Annotated in this window: 17 protein-coding genes; 7 read left to right on the forward strand and 10 right to left on the reverse strand. The window is 59.5% G+C overall.

The genetic code is table 11. From position 1 onward, the window contains the following. Positions 1 to 5 precede the first annotated feature (5 nt). A complete protein-coding gene (locus ACILSR_RS11330) occupies positions 6 to 1,751 on the reverse strand; it encodes a sialate O-acetylesterase (RefSeq protein ID WP_395749880.1) in 1,746 nt (581 codons plus the stop codon). A gap of 91 nt (positions 1,752 to 1,842) precedes the next feature. Between ACILSR_RS11330 and ACILSR_RS11335 the strand changes: the two genes are divergently transcribed. Beyond that, positions 1,843 to 2,286, forward strand: a complete 444-nt coding sequence (locus tag ACILSR_RS11335; RefSeq protein ID WP_395749881.1) for a YiiD C-terminal domain-containing protein — start codon at positions 1,843 to 1,845, stop codon at positions 2,284 to 2,286. A 67-nt stretch (positions 2,287 to 2,353) separates the two neighbouring features. Further along, positions 2,354 to 3,223, forward strand: a complete 870-nt coding sequence (locus ACILSR_RS11340) for a sugar phosphate isomerase/epimerase family protein (protein ID WP_395749882.1) — start codon at positions 2,354 to 2,356, stop codon at positions 3,221 to 3,223. Between the two features lie 75 nt (positions 3,224 to 3,298). On the opposite strand, the gene ACILSR_RS11345 is transcribed toward ACILSR_RS11340, so the two are convergent. Continuing rightward, complete coding sequence (locus tag ACILSR_RS11345; protein ID WP_395749883.1) at positions 3,299 to 3,985, reverse strand: family 16 glycoside hydrolase; 687 nt, start codon at positions 3,983 to 3,985, stop codon at positions 3,299 to 3,301. Positions 3,986 to 4,090: 105 nt separating this feature from the next. On the opposite strand from ACILSR_RS11345, the gene ACILSR_RS11350 reads away from it, so the two are divergent. Then, the gene (locus tag ACILSR_RS11350; RefSeq protein ID WP_395749884.1) at positions 4,091 to 4,684 is read left to right on the forward strand and encodes a hypothetical protein; all 594 of its coding nucleotides are present in this window, start codon (positions 4,091 to 4,093) and stop codon (positions 4,682 to 4,684) included. A 5-nt stretch (positions 4,685 to 4,689) separates the two neighbouring features. Here the strand turns inward: ACILSR_RS11350 and ACILSR_RS11355 are convergent, their stop codons facing one another. The 4 genes from ACILSR_RS11355 to tsaA all read right to left on the reverse strand — a co-directional run bounded on the left by ACILSR_RS11355 (position 4,690) and on the right by tsaA (position 9,564). After that, on the reverse strand, positions 4,690 to 6,246 hold the full coding sequence (locus ACILSR_RS11355; RefSeq protein WP_395749885.1) for a DUF3592 domain-containing protein: 1,557 nt from the start codon (positions 6,244 to 6,246) through the stop codon (positions 4,690 to 4,692). Between the two features lie 45 nt (positions 6,247 to 6,291). Next, positions 6,292 to 7,929 (reverse strand): RNA polymerase sigma factor, encoded by a 1,638-nt coding sequence (locus ACILSR_RS11360; RefSeq protein WP_395749886.1) that lies wholly within the window; start codon positions 7,927 to 7,929, stop codon positions 6,292 to 6,294. 65 nt (positions 7,930 to 7,994) lie between these two features. Then, entirely contained in the window at positions 7,995 to 8,867 is an 873-nt protein-coding gene (locus ACILSR_RS11365; protein WP_395749887.1) for a phosphotransferase, read from the reverse strand. Positions 8,868 to 8,889: 22 nt separating this feature from the next. Next, positions 8,890 to 9,564 carry a tRNA (N6-threonylcarbamoyladenosine(37)-N6)-methyltransferase TrmO gene (gene tsaA / locus ACILSR_RS11370; RefSeq protein ID WP_395749888.1) on the reverse strand — a complete coding sequence of 225 codons (675 nt, stop codon included), beginning with the start codon at positions 9,562 to 9,564 and terminating at the stop codon, positions 8,890 to 8,892. A gap of 70 nt (positions 9,565 to 9,634) precedes the next feature. Here tsaA and ACILSR_RS11375 point away from each other — a divergent pair, with 70 nt between their 5' ends. Both ACILSR_RS11375 and ACILSR_RS11380 read left to right on the forward strand, forming a co-directional pair. Then, the gene (locus tag ACILSR_RS11375) at positions 9,635 to 10,957 is read left to right on the forward strand and encodes a hypothetical protein (RefSeq protein ID WP_395749889.1); all 1,323 of its coding nucleotides are present in this window, start codon (positions 9,635 to 9,637) and stop codon (positions 10,955 to 10,957) included. A gap of 51 nt (positions 10,958 to 11,008) precedes the next feature. Next, on the forward strand, positions 11,009 to 11,899 hold the full coding sequence (locus ACILSR_RS11380) for an alpha/beta hydrolase fold domain-containing protein (protein ID WP_395749890.1): 891 nt from the start codon (positions 11,009 to 11,011) through the stop codon (positions 11,897 to 11,899). Between the two features lie 7 nt (positions 11,900 to 11,906). Here ACILSR_RS11380 and ACILSR_RS11385 read toward each other — a convergent pair whose 3' ends face one another. Next, positions 11,907 to 13,001, reverse strand: a complete 1,095-nt coding sequence (locus tag ACILSR_RS11385) for a dihydroorotase (RefSeq protein ID WP_395749891.1) — start codon at positions 12,999 to 13,001, stop codon at positions 11,907 to 11,909. A gap of 129 nt (positions 13,002 to 13,130) precedes the next feature. On the opposite strand from ACILSR_RS11385, the gene ACILSR_RS11390 reads away from it, so the two are divergent. Beyond that, positions 13,131 to 13,913, forward strand: coding sequence for a DUF1080 domain-containing protein (locus ACILSR_RS11390; protein ID WP_395749892.1), 783 nt, complete (start codon positions 13,131 to 13,133; stop codon positions 13,911 to 13,913). Between the two features lie 118 nt (positions 13,914 to 14,031). Further along, positions 14,032 to 14,907, forward strand: a complete 876-nt coding sequence (locus ACILSR_RS11395; protein ID WP_395749893.1) for a sugar phosphate isomerase/epimerase family protein — start codon at positions 14,032 to 14,034, stop codon at positions 14,905 to 14,907. Positions 14,908 to 15,015: 108 nt separating this feature from the next. Here ACILSR_RS11395 and ACILSR_RS11400 read toward each other — a convergent pair whose 3' ends face one another. The 3 genes from ACILSR_RS11400 to ACILSR_RS11410 all read right to left on the reverse strand — a co-directional run bounded on the left by ACILSR_RS11400 (position 15,016) and on the right by ACILSR_RS11410 (position 19,513). After that, entirely contained in the window at positions 15,016 to 17,532 is a 2,517-nt protein-coding gene (locus tag ACILSR_RS11400; RefSeq protein ID WP_395749894.1) for a c-type cytochrome, read from the reverse strand. A 140-nt stretch (positions 17,533 to 17,672) separates the two neighbouring features. Continuing rightward, a complete protein-coding gene (locus tag ACILSR_RS11405; RefSeq protein WP_395749895.1) occupies positions 17,673 to 18,050 on the reverse strand; it encodes a hypothetical protein in 378 nt (125 codons plus the stop codon). A gap of 71 nt (positions 18,051 to 18,121) precedes the next feature. After that, complete coding sequence (locus ACILSR_RS11410) at positions 18,122 to 19,513, reverse strand: hypothetical protein (RefSeq protein ID WP_395749896.1); 1,392 nt, start codon at positions 19,511 to 19,513, stop codon at positions 18,122 to 18,124. Positions 19,514 to 19,738: the final 225 nt, after the last annotated feature.

A 19,738-nucleotide genomic window follows, 5' to 3' on the forward strand; every position in this document is an offset into this window, starting at 1 on the left:
TTAGTCTATTTCTTGGCCGCACCGGCTTTGAATTTCGTCAGTAATTCCTGCACCTTTTTGCGCAGTTCGATCGCGTCGGCGCTTTTGCGGTCCATGCCCTGAAGCTTTGCATTGAGTGTTTTGATCTCAGTGGCCAGGCCACGGCGTTCCTCCATGGCTTTGTCCGCTGCCGTGGGCTGTGGCACAGCCTCCACATCGTTCCAGTCATCCGTGCGGAAGATTGAGGCGGGAAGGCCGTCGCTGTTCACCAGATTGGCTCCCTCAGGATTGGCCGCCCAGGCATAACGCACAGCCACGGGCAGCTTCACTTCGGTGCTGCTCACCACGACGCTGTCGGTGCCGTCAATCTTTGCGTCCGCCCAGTGCCAGACATGGTCCGCTCCGGCGATCTCGAAGCGCTTCAAAGCGCCGCCATCCCGCGCCTTCAGCCCGGCCCCAGCCTGATCAAAGGTCACACGCACGGCTCCATCCTGAACCTTGCTCGATTTGAACAAAGGGCCGCTGTAGATCAAATCACGCCCGTAGTCCTTCGCCAGCGCCCAGCGTGCCAGACGCTCTCCGGGAGATTTTTTGTCCTTCGGGTGGATGTCATTCGCCTCGCCAACATCATTGATGATGGCCATGCCGGTCTTCGGCGTGGACGTCAGGATGTGCCGCATGCGATCCTGCAGCAGCGCCCAAGGATCCGGCGTGCCGGGTGCGGTGGAAGGCGCGTGGAAGTTTGCGAGCTGCACAAAATAGAAGGAGAACTCATCCGCCCAGCGCTTGCGCCAGTCCCGGATCATCAAAGGGAGAGTCTCGTCATACGGTACCGCCCCCGCCTTGGCATTGCCTTCGCCCTGATACCAGATGGCTCCGCGCATGGTGTAGCCGGCGAAGGGGTTGATCATCGAATTAAAGAGCACGCCAGGTTTGCCTTCGGTCTCCAGCGGGGGCTTGGGTGCATCAGGTTTCTTCGGCAGGCGCTTGCGCTCCTCGGCGGACTTTCCTTTGGCTGCAGCCATGGTGGTCTTCCATTTTTCCAGATTGGTCTCATAGACGGCCTTGGCCTTCGTGGGATCATATGAAGCGGCATCTGCCATCACTTTTTCCACCATGGCCTTTGTGCCAGGCAGTGTGTTCAGCGCCTCGCGGCTGGTGAAGGTTTCCACGGGCTTGCCGCCCCAGGCCGTCTTGATCACGCCCACAGGCACGCCCAATTCCTGATGCAGTTTCAGGGCAAAAAAGAACGCCACGGCGGAATAGCCCGGCACCGTCTGCGGATTGCTGGATGTCCACTCTCCCGCGATGTCATCCTGGGGCTCGACCGCCGTCACGAGCGGAGCGTTAAACATGCGCAGGCCGGGGTGATCCGCCTTTGCCATCAGCTCGGCATAAGCAGGGGTGCGGTTCATGGTGTAAAACATGTTCGACTGCCCTGAGGCCAGCCACACCTCTCCTACCAGCACGTCATTGATCGTCACGCTGTCGCTGCCGGCTTTGATGGTAAGAGCCGCACCTTTGACATCCGCTTTTCCCGTTTCAATGGTGGCGTGCCACCGGCCTTTTTCATCTGCAGTGGCCGTGCCCGTCCCTCCTTTGAACTCGATCTTCACCTCTGCCTTCGGATCGGCCTTGCCCCAGATCGCCGCCGCTCGCTCGCGCTGCAGCACCATGTGGTCGCTGAAAAAGTGCGGCAGTGAAAGTTCGGCCTGCAAACTCGCGGGCAGGCCCATGCAGAGGGCGGCAAAAAGGAGCGGAAGAGATTTCATGGTGACTGGGCGAGTGAAAACGGTCTGAAAATCCCGGCCTATCGCGAAGATCGTTGCGAAGTTGCCCGGCATCCCGACAGTCCCCCCTTCCATGAACGAAGACCTTCTGCGTGACACCGAGAGCTTTCTGCATGAGCAGATCCCCCTCACTCGCGCCATGGGCGTGCAGGTGGAGAGCTATGATGACTCCCAGCTCGTCCTTACAGCACCGCTGGGGCCCAACCACAATCACCTCGGCACGGCCTTCGGCGGCAGCTTGAGCGCACTGACCACCCTCGCCGGCTATGCCATGCTCTGGCTCCGGCTGGGCGACCGGAACGCACACATCGTCGTCCGCGAGAGCACCATCCGCTACAAGCACCCCGTGCGCGGCACACTGCGGGCGGTCTGCAAGAAGCCTGACGACGCAGACTTTGCGACTTTCAAGGCAGCTTTCGAAGGCACTGGCAGGGCCCACCTGAGACTCCGGGTGCAAATCGTGTTCGAAGGCAAGGACTGCGTGCTGTACGAAGGAGATTTTGTAGCTCTGCGGTGACATTGCAAACGGTCGGTCTGCCTGCATGCATGCAAGAACCCTGTCTGCAGCCCGTTGAAACGCTCCCATGATTCGTACGACATTTCTCTCCATATTTCTCGGCACGGCCTCAGTGGCCTTTGCAGCACAGGCCCTTCCTGAAAGTGCCAAAGTCGGCCATTTCTACGCCGGCTGCCAGGCCTACACGTTCAAGGCCTTTGATCTAATGACGGCGCTGGAAAAGATCGCGGCCTGCGGTGGCAAGACGGTGGAGTTTTTCCCCGGCCACCTGATGTCCAAGACCGATCCGAAATCCAAGTTTGACCACAACACCACCGCCGAGCAGCGCGCCCCGGTGAAGGCCAAGCTCAAGGAACTGGGTCTAACACCAGTGGGCTACGGTGTCGTGCGCCTACAGAACAATGAGGAAGAGTGCCGCAAGATCTTTGACTTCTGCAAGGACATGGGCGTGGGCATCGTCGTCAGCGAGCCCGCCGAAGACGCCTTCGATCTCATCGAAAAACTGGTGAAGGAGTACGACATTAAGATGGCGATCCACAACCACCCGAAGAAGCCTCTGGACCGCAGCTACCGCTACTGGGATCCCGAATATGTACTCAGCCTGGTGAAGGACCGCGATCCCCGCATGGGCTCCTGCGCAGACATCGGCCACTGGGTGCGTTCTGGCGTGAAGCCCACGGATGCCATCAAGATTCTCAAAGGCCGCATCTTTGACAGCCACATCAAAGATCTCGACGCCTTCGGTGTGCGCGAGGCCAAGGACATGGTCTGGGGAACCGGCCAGTCAGACATCCCCGCCGTGCTGAATCTCTACGCCGAACAGGGCTTCATGGGCCCTCTGGATGCCGAGTGGGAAAAGGACTGGGAAACCAGCCAGCCCGACGTGACCAAGTGCCTGGAATTCGTGAAGAACTTCAAGCCCACTTCCGCGAAGTAGTCTTACAGCTCACTTTTTAACCCGCAGCGGCGAAGGACGTTCCATCCTTCGCCGCTTTGTTTTTTCCCCGATGAATCAAGGATTCGCAGCCTTCACATCATCGATCCACAGCTTCCTCCCCTGCCCCACGAGAAACACCAGACGCGATTTCTCCACCTCAAACACTGTTCCTTTTGCCTCAAGCTTTTGAGCGTCATTGACTGTCACCGTCACCTGATTGCCCCTCAGCGCCACGTCCAGCTTCACCCATTCTCCGGGCTTGGCCTGCAGCGGCGCAGAGGCCAGTCGCTCGGTACGGTAGTATTTGGGATCTGCCAGTTCCTCCGCGGTTGGTGGCGGCAGTTTCTTCCCCTCCTTCGCCAGCGCGGCGCGCAGTTTACCGTGCTCGATGTGTGACTGCGGCGAGCCGCGATCTTGTGCGATGGCCAGCGTATTGCCGTAGATGGACACTCGCAGCAGATGAGCCTGACCTCCAAAGGCGGATTCACCATCGACAAGCATGAGGCAGTTTCCTTTCTCATCCAGCTTTACTTTGCAGCTCACATTCAGATCGCGTCCCGAAAGAGGCGCAAACACCGCCGGCCCATGGTCGTCATCCTTGGCGCAGATGCCTTGGAGCGCTCCATCCTGCACAGTCCACGACTGAGCACGTCCTCCAGTCGTCCAGCCTTTGGGCAGGTTGGAAGCCGAGAAATCTTCGTGGATCAGTTCACCGGCAAAAGCCGGGAGTGAAATAGACAACAGGAGCAAGGGCAGGCGCATGACTTCGAAACGAAGCAATCACAGCCACTGTTGCCATCGGCGTCGGAATATTCTCACGCAGCGTCTGCCATTGACCCGGCTTCGTCTTCCATCAATGATTCCGCCATGAACCAGCGCATCCTGCTCGCCTCCCTCCTTTTTAATTTCATCTTCACTGCGTCCAGCCGGGCTGATCAATTTGTGCTGTTTGACGTGACATTTACCTTTACGCAGGAAGACGCGCTCAATTCAAAGCCGAGTCAGTCGCACTATTACGTTAAGAGCGACAGGCTGAATCCGGAGCGTCCCAAGGATTGGACCTCGCCTGTGGACTACCGCAACGGCACGGTGCATCTGCGCCTGGAAGTCCTCGAAAAACCTGCGGGTGGTCAGCCCACCTCCTGGAGCGTCTGCTACATCCCCTACAAGGGTCAGAATCACGGCTATGGCTGCATTGGCACCGGGCCTTACACCACCACAGGCGTGCATGAGAAGGATCTGTCCATGACCACATTCTGGCAAAACAACGACATTATCTGGACCGAGGGCATCAAGGAAATGCACCTCGTGCTCAAAGACGATCACAACCTCCACGCGCACAAACGCCCGGATCCCGAAAAATTCTTTCCCACCAAAGTGCGCATGACTCTCATCCAGGTTTCCAAGGGAGCGACGTATGATCCGAAGCTCGTGCCAGGGCTGGCGGGCACTGCGAAGTAGTTCGCTCAATGCATCGCCGCATAGACCGCCACTGCGATGAGGATGGCGGCAACGATCAGCGAGCGCGTTCCATCAATCATCATCTCCGTGTCGATGTTCAAAGCGGACTGGGTGGGATTTTTCGGATCGTAACAGACCTCCACAGCCGTGCCCTCGGGATACTTGGCAGCCTCTGCCTCCGCAAAGGACTGGCCGCCCGAGATCGAGACTGTCACCGGGCTGCCAGCTCCCACAATGTTATGATACTCCTGCCCTTCTACCTTGTAGCTGAACTCGATCACAGGCTTGTAAAACGTCCGCATCGAACTGTTCGATGAAGTAACGGACTCTTTGCATGCCTCGACGGTGCTGGATACAATGATACCCGTCGTGCGCGACCATGGGAAGGCCTTGCGTGGGTGCAGGCGATTCCAGATGCCCGCCGCCAGGCAAAACAAGCCCAGCAATCCTGCCACCACCACGATGAGCGGATGGTGCATCTGTGGGAACGCGGAATCAAAAGACTCGCTGATGGATGCCACATTCCAAAAGCTGGCGACCACCACCGCATACACGAGCAGCACGATGGCTGCGCCAGTCCAGAGACAGCCGAGGCTCACCGGCGGCTTGCGCTCCAGCACACAGTCTGTGGGATTTTCAGGATCGTAAAAGACAGGCACCTCCGCACCTACTGCATAGCGCTTCAGCACCTGGTCCACGTTGTCCGCCGGTGCGATGCCGACGCTGATGCGGTCACCATGAAACACTTTTCCGCCGACATTGAAGTCATAGGCGACACACGGCAGATTGCGGACTTTGGTCGTGTCGCCGACAAAGCGATGATGTTCTACCTCCACTTTAGACTGCGTGATCCGCGCGCGGCCCTCGATCCACGCTTCCGCCTTTTTGACCCGGCGCGTCACGTAAATCATGAGCACAAGGATTAGAAAAGGGACAATCGAGATCACCAGCGGCAGAGCGATCGCGGCGTCGTGGTGCCCTTGCAGAAAAATCGTCAATGTGGTGGCGAGAATGCCAAGCAACGCCGCCACCGGAAGCCGCGAACGCTTCCACTGAGTGAAAAGCGTCAACAGCCCTGCCAGAAGCAATGTGAGCGCCAGACCGCGGCATGCCTGCTTGATCAGGGCCATGGTTTCGTTCGGCACTGGTTGTGCATAGGGTGCGCTGCCAATGTCAAAGAGTTCACCCGGGCCTTCACGTGCAAAGGCGTTTTGCATGGCCTGCACCATGAGTTCCCTCTCAGCGAGTACATCCTTCTTGGTTGTTCCCGTTAGTGTCAGCCTGGCATCCCGGGTCTGCTGCTGCGGGTTCGTCTCCGTCTCCAGCTTCGCCTGGCTGCGCACGGACTGCCTGGCTGTTTCAAATGCCCGAAGCACCCGCGCATCGTCACGCTCCTGCGTTGTTCTCAGCCGGGTCTCCGTCGTCATCTCCGTCGCTGCGAAGGAAGCCGCAAAATCCTGCACCTCCCAGGAGATAAAGGCGAGCACCGCCATGATGACAAACACACCGAGCATCTGCTGAAATCGCAGCATCACCCGGGGGCCTGGCTGTTTCTTTTTCATGGCGCGAATCCGCCATCAAAGTCCCCTATCTGCCGAAGAAAGCAATCAAATGGAAGCGGCGCTCTCCCTGCGCTTCATTTGGCGGGCCTTCCACCACAGCAGGAGCATCGGCACAAACCAGGTGAGATTGAGCAGAGAGGCATATTTCATGACCTGACGCGTGAATTGGAAAAAGGGGTTCTGGTTCATTGCAGCCCTGGCAGCCGCGTCGTTCGCATGCTCAGCCACTGCGACCGTGCCGAGTGCAAAATGACGGGCGGTGACCAGCACTCCCTGCGCCGCCTCCCAACCCACCACGCAGCCACCGTAGGCAGTCCAGCCGAGCGCGCAGCCACCGATGGCCCAAATGCCGAGGCCGATGCCACCCCAGCAGGCCACACCCACGGCCATGCCCCCGACCGACATGAGCCCCACCGAGAAGGCCCCCAGGCTGAAAGGCGCCACCGCCATGGCACCGAAGGCACCGATCACCCCGATGGCAAAGTCACCCACGGCAAACCATGCCTTCACTGGACGAACGGATTCGCCGCGCTTCCTGCCAAAGCGGAGGTGAAGAATGGGCAGACCGAGGAGAGTGAGCCTGCTGCGGTACTCCAGCAGCGGTACTCCCCATTTTCCTACTGGGAGAGTTTCCTCCAGCGCGGCCTCTCGCATCGGCATCTGCTTGTTTTTTCTCCAGCCCCAAACCACTCCACTAAGCGCAAAGAGCAGACAGGCTCCCACCAGCCCGAGCTGCAGCGCAACGAACCAAGCCGGATGCGTTTGTGAGAGCCACCTCCCCGAGAACGTCAGCGCCAGAAGCATCGCCCCGAACACCAGAGTCACGACCGCCAAAACACAGTAGAATTTTTTGATCAGCCGCCGCTCCTCTTCTGAGCGCGCGCTGTCCATGCTCACTTTGTAACCCACCCCTGCAAACAGCAGCGCCATGAGCGGGCTCAGCAGGCCATTGAGCGTCGAAACGAGCACAGTCTTGCCGCCCGCGCTCCCTTTGGCTAGGGTCGTCACGCCCACGGTCGCAGCCGTGGCAGAGGTTGTGGCCAGGGGCAGAGCCGCAAGCACGCAGCAGGTAAAAGCCGCGGTGGGCATGGTCTGGCGCAGCGTGTTTCCCAGCATGCGCTCCACCTGCTCCGCCAGCATGGCGCGACCGCGTGCCAGCCTCTGCTTCACCACATCCTCGGACAGTTCCAGCGACGCCGCCACTTCAGCCACGGACTCATGCTGGCGATAATACAGCACCATGGGTTCACGGTAGTTTGCAGGGAGGGTCTGAAGTGTGCGCCAGAGCATGGCGCTCTCCTGCTCGTTGATCGCACTTTCGTCTGGCGAGAGCTCGTCCGAAGCTGGATGGGCGAGCTCATCCAGCTCTGACGCCATCGCGGTGGGGGTGCGCTGCTGCTTGCGCAGGAAGTTATTGATCACATGCCGCGCGATGCCGCACAGCCAGCCGCGGAGATTGCTTTTCTCGCGCAGATTGCGCAGTTGCTGCCACGCAGTGATGAAGGTCTCCTGAGCAAGGTCTTCGCTCACATGCACATTGCCGCAGGCGCTGTAGGCCAGTCCGCAGACGAGCGACTGATGCCGCTCCACAATATTGCCAAAGGCCTGCGTATCGCCGCGCAGGCTGAGTTCCACCAGATGGGCATCGTCTGAAGTTCCGGGGATGAGAGTTGCAGTATTCATGTCATCCATCAGTGGTCGGCGGCACGCCTGCGGTGACAAAAAATATGCGTTTTGTCCCGGCTGCGTCAATCACCGGACTGGTCCTGCAGCCAATCGATGCGGCGCTGCAGCCTCATCTGGCGCTCCGCATTCGGTCGGGGATACAAGATCGGATACCAGGCCGTCATCACCGCCGCACGGGCAATGAGGCTGTGCTTCAGCGCCTCGGCATCAATGCGACCTCCCGCTGCGTAGTAGGCATCACAGACCGCCTGAACTGTGGCGTGATCTTCTTCTAAAATCTGCGCATTCCAGATGGCGGACGCCACATCCCACTCCACCGGGCCGGAAAATGTATCCTCCCAGTCAGTCCACAGCAGACCATGGGTGGTGTTCATGAGATTGCCCAGATGGGCATCCCCGTGCAGAGGCTGGTGAGGATATTGACTGAGCACCACCATGGAATGCTCGAGGCGATGCCTCAGCATCCGCTGGATGGTCTGCGGAAACAATTCACGGTCTTGCAGAATTTGAAGGCTCTCTGTGATGATGGCCAGGTGCGGCAGCGGCTCCGCAAAGCGGCTCATGATTTCATGACACCGGCGCAAGGTGCGGCCGATCCCGCTCGGCTCAGGCTCGGCCTCAATGCGTGTGACGAACTGCCAGAAGTTGATCGGATACCCGAGATGCTCATGCGGCTCTGCCGGTAGGTCCGGGTGCAACGGGATCACCGGCGCACCATGCTCAGTCAGATGCTGCGCGATGGCGTTTTCCCGTGCGAACCACCCCGTGCCCTGCCGAGGCCCGTCCACATCCTGAACCACTCGCGCCACCAGCGTATCCGTGAGGCGCAGCACAAGAGTGCTGCCGTTTTGCAGAATGTCACAGCGGTCCGGCGTGATGCCGTGGGCGATGACTGTTTCGGTGGCGGCGCGGATGGCGAGATCAGGGTCGGGCATGGAGTGAGGGAGCGCTTAAGGTTCATTCCACCCGCTCGCATGATTTAACACATGCGCCTTCGGCTTTGGCAGCCCAGCTCACGCGCCATCCGGCAATCTCCGTTGCGTATTGCCGGCCGGCATCATCGTGATAAGCGGGCTGGGGTTGCAGAGACAGGGATTCATCAATGATCATCCTCACGTCATCCGGCACCAGGCTTGCGCACTCCCAGCGCACGGGAAGGCGCTGCGGTGGCTCATGGGCAAATCCGCTGCGTGCCTCGGGAATGGAGTCCGCATAGCGCACGTAGGGCTTGATGTCCAAAATGGGGGTGCCATCCACAAGATCAACGCCCGAGACATGCAATCGCGGTGCGGCTTCGCCTTCAAGCTCCACGCGGTCCAGCTTCACCACGCTCAGGGTTAGCCGGTTGGGACGAAAAGGCGAGCGCGTGGCAAACACCCCGCGCCGTTCATTTCCACCCAGCCGAGGAGGGCGCACCAGAAGCGAGGTCGGCTCTTCCGTGACGAGATGAAACTGGGTGATCAGCCACAGGTGGCTGAACTGCTCGATGCCACGAACCGCCTCCGCGCGCCGATAGGCCGGTTCAAACTCCACCACTCCCCATGCGCTGGGCACGAGGCCAGGCTGCCGGGGCACGCCGAACTTGTCGGTGTAGCAGGTGCGCAGCGTGGCAATGACGTTCAGTGAAATCATGTGCTCGAAATGAGCGCGCTCTCTCTTTTCCGCATGCATTTTTTCTGAGCATCCTCATTTTCATGGAACCATGACCGCCGCCCGCCTGCTGCTCCCGCTCCTGACCTTTTCTTCGTTCGTACAGGCAGAGCGCATGAGCTGGCTGGAGAATGACCGGATTAAACTGGGTGTGGACCTGGACCGCGGCGGCGCGATCACGTTTCTGGCAGACGTGAAGGACGGCGCGAATGTGATCAATAATTATGACCTGGGGCGTCAGGTGCAGCTTTCGTTTTTCTCAGGTCCGGTGCCATTTGAGGCCCAAGGTCAGAAACCTGCGGAGCACTGGCGTCACATCGGGTGGAACCCCATTCAAACAGGAGACGACTTTAAAAACGCCAGTCGCATCCTCTCCCATGAAAACGATGGAAAGCGCATCCACGTAAGCTGCGTGCCGCTGCAATGGCCTCTCAACCATGTGCCGGGAGAATGCAGCTTCGACTCATGGCTGGAACTGGACGGCTCCGTGGTGAAGGCACGCGCGCGACTGACCAACACTCGGAGTGATGCCACGCAGTATCCGGCGCGATTGCAGGAGCTTCCCGCCGTCTATGCCAATGCCGCGTTTCACCGCGTGGTGAGCTATATGCATGACAAGCCCTTCACGCAGGATGCGGTGTCCACGGCGCCGGCGCCTCATGGCAAACATCCCTGGTCTTTCTGGCCGGGTACCGAGTGCTGGGCGGCACTTCTGGATGAGCACGACTACGGTCTCGGCCTCATCACACCGGGGCGGGTGCATTTCACAGGCGGCTTTGCCGGCAAGCCCGGACCCAATGACACGCATGGCAACAGTACAGGCTACCTTGCCGGTCAAGGGCAGGAGATTCTGGACCACAACATCGTCTATGATTTTGCCTACGAGCTGGTACTGGGAAATCTCCAGGAGATCCGCACCCGGGCTGCTGTGCATCGTGTGCAGGGAACACCCGCGTGGAGCTTTGCACAAGACCGCCAGGGATGGCACTATCAAAACGCCAGCGACAGCGGATGGCCGGTGAAGGACTGCCTGAGCGTGGTGCTGGAGCAAGACGATCCGCAGCTTATCAGCCCCATGACTTTCTGGCAGGCGGCAGATGCGCCGTCTCTCATTATCGACGCCGCTTTTCATACGCAGCAAAAGCAGGGCACCGTCATGTGGCAGTCATTTGGACAGAAGGGCTTTTCTGCTGCGAACCTGCTGACGTTTCCTCTCGTTGCCGATGGTCACTTTCACCGGCATGTCATCCCTTTGTCCTCGGCAGCCTCCTACCAGGGAGGCATGCTTCGCCTGAGGATCGACCCCGTGGGCAGTGGCGAACCCGGCGCATGGATGAAGGTGCGCAGCATCAGGCTGGCGGCTTCGGAGAAGTGATGGCTTCCTCTCCTTTTGGAAATCTTTTCGCCGTTCTGGCGTTGTTCGAAGATGCTCCTTCCTCCACGCATCCTGACTCTTCTCACTGCCCTGCTGCTGACGCTTCCGAAGCTTGGTCATTCCGCTCCGGACCTCGCGCCGACTCACGCCGACATCGTTTATGCCAAGGTGGATGATCGCGAGCTGAAGCTGGACCTGTATCTTCCGAAAGATGCAAAAAAACCGCCTCTGGTGGTGTTCATCCACGGCGGCGGCTGGAAGGCCGGCTCCTACAAAAGCTGCTCGACCTCCTGGCTCACTGAAAGCGGTTTTGCCGTGGCGAGCATCAGCTACCGCCTCTCCCAGGTGGCTGTGTTTCCAGCTCAGATCCATGACTGCAAAGGCGCCATCCGCTGGTTGCGCGCGCATGCTGCTGAATACGGCTATGATGCCACGCGCGTGGGTGTGGCAGGCACCTCGGCGGGCGGTCATCTGGTGCTGCTGCTGGGCACCACCGGTGGCGTCCCAGAATACGAAGGCACCGTGGGAGGCAACCTCGATCAAAGCTCCGCAGTGCAGGCAGTGGCGGACTATTTTGGCCCCAGCGACTTCATCCTGCGTTCGGAGAATCAGCCCATCAAAACGGAAGATCCCAAATCAACTGTGTTCCTGCTGCTGGGCGGTCCGGTGAAGAAAAATCTCGAACTCGCCCGCTTTGCCAGCCCTGTTTTCCAAGTGAACGCGGGAGACGCTCCGCTGCTCATCATTCATGGCGACAAGGACGCGACCGTGCACCTCGATCAATCTCAGCGCATGGTGGACGTGTATCGTCAGGCGGGTCTCGAAGTGGCGCTGCAAGTCGTTCCCGGTGGCGGCCACGGGGGAGCCGCGCATTTCACCCCGCCCATGCGGGACCAAGTCTCCCGGTTTTTTATCAAACACCTGCGTTCCAACACACCCTGAAGACGGCTCAAGCCGAGAGCCGCCATGTGAGGTCGATTCCCATGCCCACTGGCAGCGGCGTCACCGGACCTGCAGGCGTCTCCAGCGCCTTCATCTGCTGCCCCATTTTTTCCATGGTGAACCTTTTCTCCGACGGCGGGAATCCGTAGAACGCAGGTCCATTGAGACACAGGAATTGCTCAAACATGGCCTGCCCCTCGGCCGTGCCGAGTTCCACACCTGCCTCTTCAAACGCCATGGCATAAAGCTGAGGTGCGCAGCCTCCCGTAAAGCAGCCCGCCGCACAGCCGCAGGCCGTCGCCTTGGTGGTATGCGGGGCGCTGTCGGTTCCGGCGAAATATTTCATCTGCCCCCTGCTTGTGACGGCCTGCCGAAGTGCGGCGCGATCGTCCTGAAACTTCACAATTGGAAGGCAGTACAGGTGATACTTCAGGCCCTGGATCAGATGCCCCAGGGTGTATAGCAAATGCTGCGGCGTGATCGTCGCGCCAACATGTTCCGGCGCATTCGCCACGAACTCCGCCGCCGTCCGCGTGGTGATGTGCTCGCACACGATGCGCAGCTTTGGATGCGCTGCCAGCAGCCTTGGCATGCGCTCCATGTAAAATCGTGTTTCCGCATTCTGCTGCGCATCGATGTAATCAGGTCCGCTCAGCGCATGCTGCTCGCCATGGATGCACAAGACCACGCCGCACTCTTCCATCTCCCGCAGCACCTCACCGCCGATCAGATGATCCATCGGCACGCCATGTTCTGAGTTTGTCGTTCCATGAGGCGGGTAGTACTTGCAGGCACGCAGGAGCCCGGAAGCAGCGCCTTCGCGAATCATCGCGGCGGTGGTCTGCCGCGTCAGATACAGCGGCACAATGAGTTGCTCAAAGGCATCTGCTCCCGCCGCCCGAAGTTCTGCCGAGTAGCTCTCGATTGACCACCCATCGCTTTGCGCCGACCCTGAAATGCGCGAAACCGGCGGCTGAGTGTTTGGCATCGCCAGCGCTCCCGCACAACCCATGTCCCGATGCGCTTTGACATAAGCGGCCATCGCCGGGCCTTGGCGGAAATGCGTGTGGAGATCAAACCATTGGGGAAGCGTGAGAGTCATGCTGTTTTTGTTAGCGTGGAGTGACCCCGACGGCAAGCGAGGGAGCGGTGCCGCTGAAACATTGATAAACAGACGGCTCATCGACTCGTTTTAGAAACCACTTCCCTCACGTTTTCCCCGTACACCCCCATGCTCCGCACCGCTCACTGCATTGTCCTGTCGCTGCTAACCTTTGCACTTTCTCTCCGTGGCGAAAGCCCGCCGGAAGGATTCAAAGCCATCTTTAACGGCAAAGACCTCACTGGCTGGAGTGGCGGCAGCACCTGGTGGTCCGTCGAAGACGGCTGCCTCACTGGCGTCACTGACGGCAAGCTCGACTACAACCGCTTCATCACCTGGAAGGACGGCAAGGTGAAAAACTTCGAACTCCGCGTGAAGGTCAAAGCCACCAAAGGTGGCAACAGCGGTCTTCAGTATCGCGGCCTGGAGCGCCCCGACCTCGGTGAGTGGGTCGTCACCGGCTACCAGTGCGATGTGGTGCCCGACAAGGATGACTACAACGGCATGCTCTACGAAGAACGTGGCCGACGCATCCTTGCCCACACTGGCGAAAAAGTCATCATCGACGCCCAAGCGCAGCCTTGGGTGGTCGGCAAATTCCCCATCCAGAGCTTCCCCTCCGAGCAATGGCACGACTACCGCGTCCTCGTTGAGGGCAACCACCACCAGCACTGGATCGACGGCGTGCAAACCGTGGATGTTATTGACCTCGACGAAAAAGGCCGCGCCCTCGAAGGTGTCATCGCCGTCCAGGTGCATCGCGGCCCCGTCATGAAGATTCAGTACAAGGATTTTTTCCTCAAGAGCCTGCCAGACGATCTGCCCCTCACCACCGCCGCCCAGGCCCCGGTCCCAGCAGATGCCGTCAAGGTCGTCCCGCAAGGAGCACCGGTGAAAAAAGACACCAAATAGCGGGCGCCTCTTTTCAAGCTTACGGTTTCAGCGCAGCAGTTTGGCGTGACTTCATGACGCAAATGTGCCAAACACAGAGCCGAAACTGACCATTATTAATCAATCACCTTTTCCACCCATGACATCGACCTCGTTCACTCGCCGCGGCTTCCTCGGCACCGCCTTCACCGCCGCTACAGGACTCACCTTCCCCCGTCTTGCCTCTGCCGCAGACAAACCTAACTCGGTCTTCGGCGGTGTGCGCATCGGCTGCATTACCTACAGCTACCGCAGCATGGCCAAGACCGCCGAGGAGACGCTCAAGGCGCTGCTTGATGACGGCCTCAGCGAGACCGAACTCATGGGCGGCCCCATTCAGGATTTCACGGGCATTAAAGGCAAAGCCACCGACGCCGAGCGTGAGCAGCAGCTCGCGAAGTGCCGTGAGCTGCGCAAAATGTACAACGATGCAGGCGTCAACATCCACATCCATAAGATGGGCTTCGGGCAGTCGGATGAAGAAATCGACTTCAGCTTCCTCGTGGCCAAGGCGCTGGGATGCACCGGAGTAACCACCGAGCGCAACGCCATCCTCGCCGCGCGTCTCGCCCCGTTTGCGGACAAGCACAAGATCTGGGTCGGTTTTCACAACCACACCAACAACCTGCCGGAGATGGACAAGTTCGACTCCATCCTGGAACTCGGCCAGTACATCGGCTTGAACCTCGACATCGGCCACTACGTCGCCGGCACAAAAGGTAAATCACCCATCCCTGTGCTGGAGAAGTACCACGACCGCATCACGAACCTGCACCTCAAGGACCGCACCGCCGACGGTGGCAATGTCCCTTGGGGCACGGGCCAGACCCCGATCAAGGAAGTGCTGCAGCTCATGAAAAAGGAGAAGTGGACCTTCCCCGCCGAAGTGGAGCTGGAATACAAGATCCCCGAAGGCTCTGACGCTATCGCTGAAGTGAAGAAGTGCGTGCAGTACTGCAAAGAAGCGCTGGCGTAAGCGAGCCTTGCTCCTTTCAGCAAGTCACGGCCTCGGAGTCGCTTGATGCGGCTCCGAGGCCTGTTGTTTTGGAGAACGCCGAAAGATGCAGGACGGAGAGACGCTCGGTCACGGAATCTTGAGCAGTTCCTGTTCCGTCCAGGAATCGGTGCGTCGCGCTTCTTTTTCGCGGACCGCTTTGAGAAAGTCCGGGGAGATGGGCTCCGCACCATGCTCCCACTCACGTCGGAGATAAGTGAGAATGGCCGCCAGAGGTTCATCGCCCAGAGCACCCAGCGGAGGCATGTCGAGCTGGTAACGCGTCTTTTTGACCGTGATGTAGCCGCGCACGCCATGGAGGACGATGCGACTGAGCCGGTCGGGCGAGCCATTGACCCATTCGGAATCAATCAGCGGTGGGGCGATGCCAGCGAGGCCTGAACCACTTGGCTGATGACAGCCAGCGCAGATGCCGGAATACAGCGCCTTGCCCATCTCAAAACGGCTCTGCTCATCAGCCGTCAGCGGGCGCGGCGGCTTGAACCCGGCGGGCGCAGGCTTGCCCGGCCAAGTCAGCATGGCCTCCACCTTTTCGGTGCCGGGAGTGTCGAGAAAAGCGGGTCTGGCTTCGAGCTTCACTTTCCGGCGTGTGAAGTCCGCCGAATTGGCGGTGAAGCCAGCGAGCAGCGTCTTGCGAGGCGTGGCACCGGACTTTTCCGCGAGTGCCAGGAACCGTGAGACACGGGCTGGATTGCGCTCGCTGGCCACACAGCCTGCCAGGCTTGGGATCAGAGTCTTGCCGCTTCCTGTGGCAAGGCAATGCTCCAGCAGTTCCAGCTCGCGGCCTTTGACCCCGCTGAGGATGGCTTCGGCCAAATAGGGGTGATCGGGCACGCGGGTGGCCATCGCAGCCATGGACAGATCGGCCGCCGGGTCCTGGCACTCGCCAAGCGTCAGGGCGATCTGAGTCTGCACCTGCGAATCCGGTTCGGTGGTGGAGAGGGCGATGAGCCTGGTCACCACAGCGGCACGCCTTTCCCCGGCCAGGAAAACTTCAGCGATGCGCACAGCACTGTTGCGCACCCGGGCATCGACGTCAGCGAGCGCTGCCTCAATCACCGGCCAGGTGGTCTTGCCCATGCCATCGAGCGTCCACAAGGCATGCAGTCGGCCGAGCGCGACATCACTGCGCGTGAGAGCTTCCAGTGCGGGGACAACCCCTGCATCCGCACGCTCGACAAGCAGGCGCTGGGCGGTTTCCCGGTGCCAGGAATTGGTGTGAGCGAGGACGGGGACGAGCTCTGCATTGCCAAGCTTCGCCAGATTGGGTGCAGGGCGTGTCCTGGCATTTTCAGGAACGATGCGCCAGATCCGTCCCAGGCCGCGTGGATTCACAAGATCGTGCTCCTGGATATACTTTTCCAGATAGGGACTGAGTGAGATGCGGTGCTGGATGATGCCCCGGTAAAAATCGACGACGTAAAGCGCTCCATCAGGTCCCGTGGTCATGCTTACAGGACGGAAGCGCTCATCCGTGGACGCAAGAAACTCACGCTGATTGTAGGCTTCACGCGCCACGAGCCTGCCTTTTTCGAGGGTGAGAATGTCCCGCTTCACGAGATGCAGAGCCGGTTCGCAGGCGAAGGCATTGCCAAGAGCATCCGTCGGGAAGAGATCGCCCCGGTAAATCCAGGGTGAGCACGCGGCGGTAAAGTTCTTCAGTTTGTGACCCGCCATGTTCTCAGGAATGTAGGCACGGTTCGTGCCGGGGGTCACACGGATGGGCCACACGGCCTGGTTCACCGGCGGGCTGATGCGGCCCCCTGACCTCTCATAGTTCGGATTGCGCAGACGGTAATGCGAGGGCCACATGTCTCCCTGCAAGTGGCCGGAGTTGAAGTTGTAAAAGAGACGGCCAAAGTCATCCTGACTGAGCCCATATTGGCCGCGCATGGACGAGAGGCTGCGTTCGAAAGCGCCCGCGCCACGCCAGCGAAAACGCGCCGCGTATTCCGCAAAATAGATCCAGTTGTCCAGCGCCCAGAGCGGCGAGTTCGCGCCATGTTCCGGGTTCGCCAGTTCGGGGCGGCCAGGGATGGTTTGTGCGCCTGCATCCTTCGCCACCACGATCTTCTCATCCGCCTTGTCATCGCCATTCTTGTCCGGGCAATACCACAGCATCGGCGGTGCGCCCACCAGCGCGCCTTCGCCAATCGGCAGGACCGTGCGGGGCATGATGAGTTGATCCAGGAAGACCTTGCTTTGATCAAAGCGCCCGTCGCCATCAGTGTCCTTGAGAATCACGATCCGGCCCACCGACTCATCCTCACGATTGCCCTGAATGTCCGGCATATACCCGAGCATCTCCACCACCCAGAGCCGCCCATCCGGACCAAACTGCGCAAAGATCGGATCCCCCACCAGCGGCTCACTGGCTGCCAGTTCCACCCGGTAGCCCGGTGCCACCTGAAAGCTTTTCAATTCCTCAGCCGCAGACAAAGCCCGCGTATCCGGAACAAGCTCCGCCGGCACCAACGAGGGCGGCACCTTCGCCGTTACGTCCCCATTTTGGGCGCAGACCGTTGAGACAAAAAACAAGACAGGCAGAGCGAGGATCCGGGAGAGAGGGGGGCGTGTGAAATTCATGGATGGCTGCGAACGCGGCGTTCATTTCAATACGGCCATGCCCCCTGTGATCTTCAGCATCATAAGCCAGTCGCAGTGCATCTGGACGGTTCAACGCCCTCAGGGGCCAAGACCAGAAGGAGACTCATGCCTAGTCTCGTTTACTCAAAGTTTTGGCTGATCTCCGCATGCGCCGCCGCCACCGCAGCCTCGCGCTCGCGGGCCTTTAAGTAGCGCACCGCGAAACTTCCCGGCTCCTCCGAACCCAGTAGCAAATGTTTGGCCTCAGCCACCAGCGCATCCATTCGCTCCTTCGTGACTGGAGGCTTCTCCTCCATCGCCTCATCCATCACCACCACCAGTTGCGAGAGCTGCCTCAGCCACGCGAAGCGCTCGTGCTCCATCAGCAGTTGCAGAAACTGCATCGGAGAAGCGATCACATTCCCTTCCTTCTCGTATGCAGCACGCTCTGCATTCATAAGCAGCTTGTGCAGATCGAGAAGTTGATTGCGAAGGACTGGCAGAGGGTGGTCTTTCATGGCTGTTCAATAAGGCAGACCCAATGTGAAACGGCGCTGCGGCAGATCGAGTTGCGAAATTCGAAACCGCATCATGTGTCACTGGATGGAGATGACACCTTCCACTCCCGGCTTTTGTAGTCGTAGATCAATGATGGCACATCAAGGCTGGGAGCCTCTTTTATCTCAGGGAGAATCTGACCGGGATGGTCCATGACAAAGGGCTGATCAACATAGACATTCAAAATCCAATCCTGGCCATGCAGATGCGCCGTGGCGGGAGAAATCTTCGCAGGGTCAGCCACTTTGGCGGCATGGACCTGACGATAGCCCGGATTCGCCGCCAGAAAATCAGACAGGAGCCGTGTCGCCCTGGCCTCCGCCCTCCATAATCCGATATGCAGCCAGCATGCGGGTATGAACGCCGCTACCAGCAAGATCATGGCGGTCTTTCCCTGCCATCGCTTCACGAGGAGCAGGAATGACCGGCCCCAGCAAAAAGCGGCCACCCCGCCGCCACCCAGCAAAAACAGAAGCAGCGGGTATCGCTTCCGTGAATCCAGAGAAAATCCCCCGGCAGGCACATAAATCAAGCTCGCCAGCAGAAACAGCAGGAGCATGGCCGTCATCACTCTCCTGGCATGAAATCGTGTGATTTCCCCGCCTTCATTCGCAGTTGCGGGAGCCAGCCACACGCCGGCCGCTGCTCCCACAAGACCCAAGCCCAGACCGACCCACCCCAACGGCCACTCACTGACGGCGATTTGCCACAGTTCAAGACTGGAAAAAGGGGCCCATATGTCCAGCCAGTGCCGGAGATTGACCAGCGGGCTCAGCAAAGACGGCCAGTGGAAGTGAGGCTCCATATACAGACGGTGATCCGTTGGTTTCCAGATCACATAAGCAGCCAGATACAGGCATGCCATCAATGGAGGAACCCAGCCAATGGATGGTTTCAGCCACGTCTTCCAAGAAGCTGGCCGGGCTTTCATCATCCACGCCGCACCCGCCACAAAAGACAGGGCGAAGAGCAGATGATCATGCAACAACAGAGATGCCGTGAACAGGATGCCCCAGCCCAGCCAGGCCCACTTGGAAATGGAACCTGTATGCAGAAACATCCAGACCGAGCCCCACAGGACCAGTGAATTGAGGACGTAAGGCACCGCGGACAGCCAAGCAAGGGCCTGGAATCCGAAAGGCGAGCAGGCAGCAATGACTGCCAGCCATAGAACCCCGTTCCGATTCCCACACAGGCGGCAGAGCACCAAGTAGAAGACCTGGCAGGTGAGGATATGCGCGCAGACGGCGAGAAGCCCCGGGAACCATGAGCCGCAATTCAGGATCCAGCCCACCGTGCCATGCTGTAAGAGCCGCCAGAATCCCCGCTCCTGAAAGGCATTGACCAGATACTCCGTGACGCCGGGCCGGGCCATCTGGGACAATGGAAAATCGTCCAAGGCCCAGACATAAGGCTGCATCATGGGAAGATAGGACAGAAGCCCTGTCCACGCGATCAGGAGCAACGGCCTCCACAGCCACCGCATTTGATCTCGCGGGCTCATAGAGGCGTTCACCCCCTGCTGGCCGTGAAGACGGCGTCCTAAGGGTGTGACGAGGGAGAATGAGAGGAAGCTGGGCAAGGCGGCAGAATGCTAGCAAATCATTAATTTTGAAATGCTAGGCAAAATGCCGCTCAAAAGCCAGCC

The organism is Prosthecobacter sp., assembly GCF_044222565.1.
GTDB lineage: Bacteria > Verrucomicrobiota > Verrucomicrobiia > Verrucomicrobiales > Verrucomicrobiaceae > Prosthecobacter.

What these genes read in the sequence shown, in the direction of transcription:
- ACILSR_RS11335 (WP_395749881.1), top strand. Translation starts at nt 1,843, where the DNA reads ATGAACGAAGACCTTCTGCGTGACACCGAGAGCTTTCTGCATGAGCAG.
- ACILSR_RS11390 (WP_395749892.1), top strand. Translation starts at nt 13,131, where the DNA reads ATGCTCCGCACCGCTCACTGCATTGTCCTGTCGCTGCTAACCTTTGCA.
- ACILSR_RS11360 (WP_395749886.1), bottom strand. Translation starts at nt 7,929, where the DNA reads ATGAATACTGCAACTCTCATCCCCGGAACTTCAGACGATGCCCATCTG.
- tsaA (WP_395749888.1), bottom strand. Translation starts at nt 9,564, where the DNA reads ATGATTTCACTGAACGTCATTGCCACGCTGCGCACCTGCTACACCGAC.
- ACILSR_RS11345 (WP_395749883.1), bottom strand. Translation starts at nt 3,985, where the DNA reads ATGCGCCTGCCCTTGCTCCTGTTGTCTATTTCACTCCCGGCTTTTGCC.
- ACILSR_RS11400 (WP_395749894.1), bottom strand. Translation starts at nt 17,532, where the DNA reads ATGAATTTCACACGCCCCCCTCTCTCCCGGATCCTCGCTCTGCCTGTC.
- ACILSR_RS11380 (WP_395749890.1), top strand. Translation starts at nt 11,009, where the DNA reads ATGCTCCTTCCTCCACGCATCCTGACTCTTCTCACTGCCCTGCTGCTG.
- ACILSR_RS11395 (WP_395749893.1), top strand. Translation starts at nt 14,032, where the DNA reads ATGACATCGACCTCGTTCACTCGCCGCGGCTTCCTCGGCACCGCCTTC.
- ACILSR_RS11385 (WP_395749891.1), bottom strand. Translation starts at nt 13,001, where the DNA reads ATGACTCTCACGCTTCCCCAATGGTTTGATCTCCACACGCATTTCCGC.
- ACILSR_RS11365 (WP_395749887.1), bottom strand. Translation starts at nt 8,867, where the DNA reads ATGCCCGACCCTGATCTCGCCATCCGCGCCGCCACCGAAACAGTCATC.
- ACILSR_RS11330 (WP_395749880.1), bottom strand. Translation starts at nt 1,751, where the DNA reads ATGAAATCTCTTCCGCTCCTTTTTGCCGCCCTCTGCATGGGCCTGCCC.
- ACILSR_RS11410 (WP_395749896.1), bottom strand. Translation starts at nt 19,513, where the DNA reads ATGATGCAGCCTTATGTCTGGGCCTTGGACGATTTTCCATTGTCCCAG.
- ACILSR_RS11350 (WP_395749884.1), top strand. Translation starts at nt 4,091, where the DNA reads ATGAACCAGCGCATCCTGCTCGCCTCCCTCCTTTTTAATTTCATCTTC.
- ACILSR_RS11405 (WP_395749895.1), bottom strand. Translation starts at nt 18,050, where the DNA reads ATGAAAGACCACCCTCTGCCAGTCCTTCGCAATCAACTTCTCGATCTG.
- ACILSR_RS11340 (WP_395749882.1), top strand. Translation starts at nt 2,354, where the DNA reads ATGATTCGTACGACATTTCTCTCCATATTTCTCGGCACGGCCTCAGTG.
- ACILSR_RS11355 (WP_395749885.1), bottom strand. Translation starts at nt 6,246, where the DNA reads ATGAAAAAGAAACAGCCAGGCCCCCGGGTGATGCTGCGATTTCAGCAG.
- ACILSR_RS11375 (WP_395749889.1), top strand. Translation starts at nt 9,635, where the DNA reads ATGACCGCCGCCCGCCTGCTGCTCCCGCTCCTGACCTTTTCTTCGTTC.